Origin of the sequence: Snuella sedimenti, from assembly GCF_016428595.1 — a bacterium.
GTDB classification, from domain to species: domain Bacteria; phylum Bacteroidota; class Bacteroidia; order Flavobacteriales; family Flavobacteriaceae; genus Snuella; species Snuella sedimenti.
On the sequence record NZ_JAELVQ010000055.1, the window covers coordinates 1 to 3,257 of the forward strand.

The following is a 3,257-nucleotide window of genomic DNA, read 5'->3' on the forward strand; positions in this document are numbered from 1 at the left end:
AACTCTTTTAAAATCTTGGCTATTTGCTGCGGACTGAATTTACTTTTTCTCATAATTACTGTTTAAAGTTAATATTTTTTTACACTTTTAAACAGTTCGGTTTTAAGGGGAGCTTACAATTGTGCCACATATTTCGGTTCGATTTATGCCAATTATTAACCAATACTTTAAAAGCCAGCAGATAACAACGTCAACTGTTGCACAACCCCATAGTTTTTATAAAAACACCCACTTAAAGAATGCTTGTTTATGTTGGATACCAATAGTGAAAGACAAAAATTCCTTCTTGATTAAAGATTTAAAGCCTTACCCCTCTTTACACGTAAGAATATTATTTATATTTGGGTAGATAATGGAAATATAGTTACTAAGGTAATTATATACAATTGTTGGCAAACATTTGAGAAAAACGCTTCAAATATTAATTATTCTTCTGATTTCAGTGAGCTGCACCAAACCCAAAAAAGGAACAATAACTGAAAACAGAACTCTATATGTTTTTGAATTTGATTCTCTTAAAAGGACTGAAGACTACAAATTGACTATTGAAATTAGAGACACTATAACCAAATATAAATATGAAAATCTGACTGACGAAACTAAAAATATGAATGTGATTTACATACCAAGAACTAAAACATTGAAATTTGCTATGTGGAGTTACATTCCAAGAAAAGACAGCGATTTTGAAGTGCCTTCAATATCTGAAGCGGAATTCTTGAATTACGAAATGGAAGAACCTGTAATGGACGGAACTGACCCGATTTTCTTTAACCCTAAATATGGAATTTTAGGAATTGGAAATGTAATGGCACCAAATTTTGTTTATTTAAAAAAACAATCAGATTCGAAAATTTTGGATAAAATAATCGATAAACTGACTGAATAATAAAAACGACACCACAACACCTGTAGCCGTTGCACAAGCCCTTAATTTTCTAAAAGCAAGATACAAATAAGCCCTTTTAAGGGCTTTTATTTTGCCGTGTAAATTGCTTGCACCCTAAAATTATGGGATAGGTTACACGCTGGCTAACGTAAAATTGAGTATATTTAGATTGAAAAATTAAAGAAAATATATAAAACCTAAGCATTTATAATCTGCTGATTTTAAACACCATAATTTAACGTTAGTAAAATTATGAAAAACGTATTTCTAATAATATTTATGCTTGGATTTTTGACCTGTTATGCTCAAAATAAATCTGAGCTGATTATTGGAACGTGGAAATTTGACAAGAAAATTGACTTAAGGACGTTTCTTGAAAAAGAGTCAGATATAAATAAAGAACCGCAAACTATCGAATCTGACGAAAAACCAGATACATTTCTGACTTTTAATAAAACTAACTCCTATTATAATAAAAAGGAATTTGGACAGTGGGAAATCAAAAAAGACACTTTATTAATTTATCGAAAAGTTTCAAAAGATAAAGAACACCTTGACCAAAGAATCAGAAATGAATATTTGAAAGATAAATTTCTTGTTCTAAAAAAAGACGGAATATATCTTTCAAACCCGTTTTATTTGAGAATAAAATCCATCTCAAATGAAACGTTGGAGTTTGGATCTGAAAAGCGATTTTCAATATATAGAAAAATAAAATAGCTGTAGCCAATAACTAAGAGTGTTCGTGTGGTGGGTACGGCCGAGCATGAACACCGAGCCTGTCCTGAGCAACTCGACAAGCTCGATACAGGCTCAATCGAAGGGTTGACTGAACCGGTAACTGTTGCTCAACCCTTTAATTTAAAAAAAGCAGCTATTTAACGCCAATTTTAACTGTGTTTGTTTATGTTGGATTACCAATGGCTAATTCGGTTCGGTTTGTGCCATCGATTTCGGAGTCATTGTGCCATTGATTTCGGTTCGATTTATGCCAATTATTAACTAATACTTTAAATGCCAGCAGATAACAACGACAACTGTTGCACAACCCCATAGTTTTTATAAAAACACCCACTTAAAGAATGCTTGTTTATGTTGGTCTACCAATAGTGAAAGACAAAAATTCCTTCTTGATTAAAGATTTAAAGCTTTACCCCACTTTACACGTAAGAATATTATTTATATTTGGGTAGATATAATGGAAATATAGTTACTAAGGTAACTGTATGCAATTGTTGTACCACATTAAAGAACCGAGATAATTAATGGGAATATTTAACAGAAAAAAGAAATGGGGGAATTTTGGTGGAAACATAAACATCCATTCTGACCTCAAAAAATCTGATATCCCGAAAATCATAGTGGAAAAGAATATTCACTCATTACAACTATTCCAATTTCCAAATCCGAAAAGGCAAACGTGGGAAACACTTAATGAATTCTTCTGTAAGTATCCAGATATTGGATTAAGAGTTCTTTGGTATGAATGTCAAGATTTATCCTTTTATAAACTTATTCCGAATATTAGAAAATTTACAATCGCCACTTACAATATAAAAGACTATTCCATTCTGAAAACGAATACAAAACTTAAACACTTTGGAATAGAGGAAACTAAATCCAAAGCTGTAGATATATCATTCATAAAAGAGTTTACAGATTTAGAATCATTGTATGTTGACGGAATGAAAAAAGGATTGGAGAACGTTAAACATTTATTGAATCTACAAACTTTGACGTTTCGTGGTGTGAAATTGGATAACCTAGACTTTTTGACCGAATTCACAAAACTTCAAGAATTAAACTTGCTTTATGGCAGTTACAAAGACCTAAATGCAGTTTCAAAACTAAATGATTTAAAAGAATTAGAAATAAGCAGAGTAAGACAAATTCCTGACTACCAATTTTTGAGGAACCTTATGAATCTTGAGAAACTTTGCTTTGAGGGTATGTCCGAAATGTCCATTTTACCAGATTTAAGTGGACTAAAATCGTTAAAAAGAATCCAAGTTGATAACAACAGTAGGCTTAACGATATTTCTTCAATTTCGCAGATTCCCAATCTTGAAGAATTTTTATTGTTTTTCCCCGAAAACTTTAAGGCTTCATTAAGAAAAAAATTAACTGAACAAGCATATCAAATTGTAATGGAATCCAAAACGATTAAGTCTACAAGTATATGGCTTCGAGTTAATAACGAGCAGAGAGAAAATTTAAGAAAAAAAGGTGTCGAATTTTGGAATTATAGTGCAAAATTCGGACAAAGTATACCACTAACTTCGGAGCAAAGTGAGCCACCCTTGCCGGTCTAAATTGAGCATAGCTTGCCGGACGAAAGTGAGCCACTAAAAATCGTTTCTATTTGAGT

The 3,257-nt window shown here is 31.8% G+C and carries 3 protein-coding genes; all 3 read left to right on the forward strand.

Features of this window, described 5'->3' with window-relative positions; all coding sequences use genetic code 11:
- Positions 1–400 precede the first annotated feature (400 nt).
- The 3 genes from JF259_RS17540 to JF259_RS17550 all read left to right on the forward strand — a co-directional run bounded on the left by JF259_RS17540 (position 401) and on the right by JF259_RS17550 (position 3,201).
- Positions 401–889, forward strand: a complete 489-nt coding sequence (locus JF259_RS17540; RefSeq protein WP_199117010.1) for a hypothetical protein — start codon at positions 401–403, stop codon at positions 887–889.
- A 252-nt stretch (positions 890–1,141) separates the two neighbouring features.
- Positions 1,142–1,609 (forward strand): hypothetical protein, encoded by a 468-nt coding sequence (locus JF259_RS17545; RefSeq protein ID WP_199117011.1) that lies wholly within the window; start codon positions 1,142–1,144, stop codon positions 1,607–1,609.
- Between the two features lie 545 nt (positions 1,610–2,154).
- Complete coding sequence (locus tag JF259_RS17550; RefSeq protein ID WP_199117012.1) at positions 2,155–3,201, forward strand: hypothetical protein; 1,047 nt, start codon at positions 2,155–2,157, stop codon at positions 3,199–3,201.
- Positions 3,202–3,257: the final 56 nt, after the last annotated feature.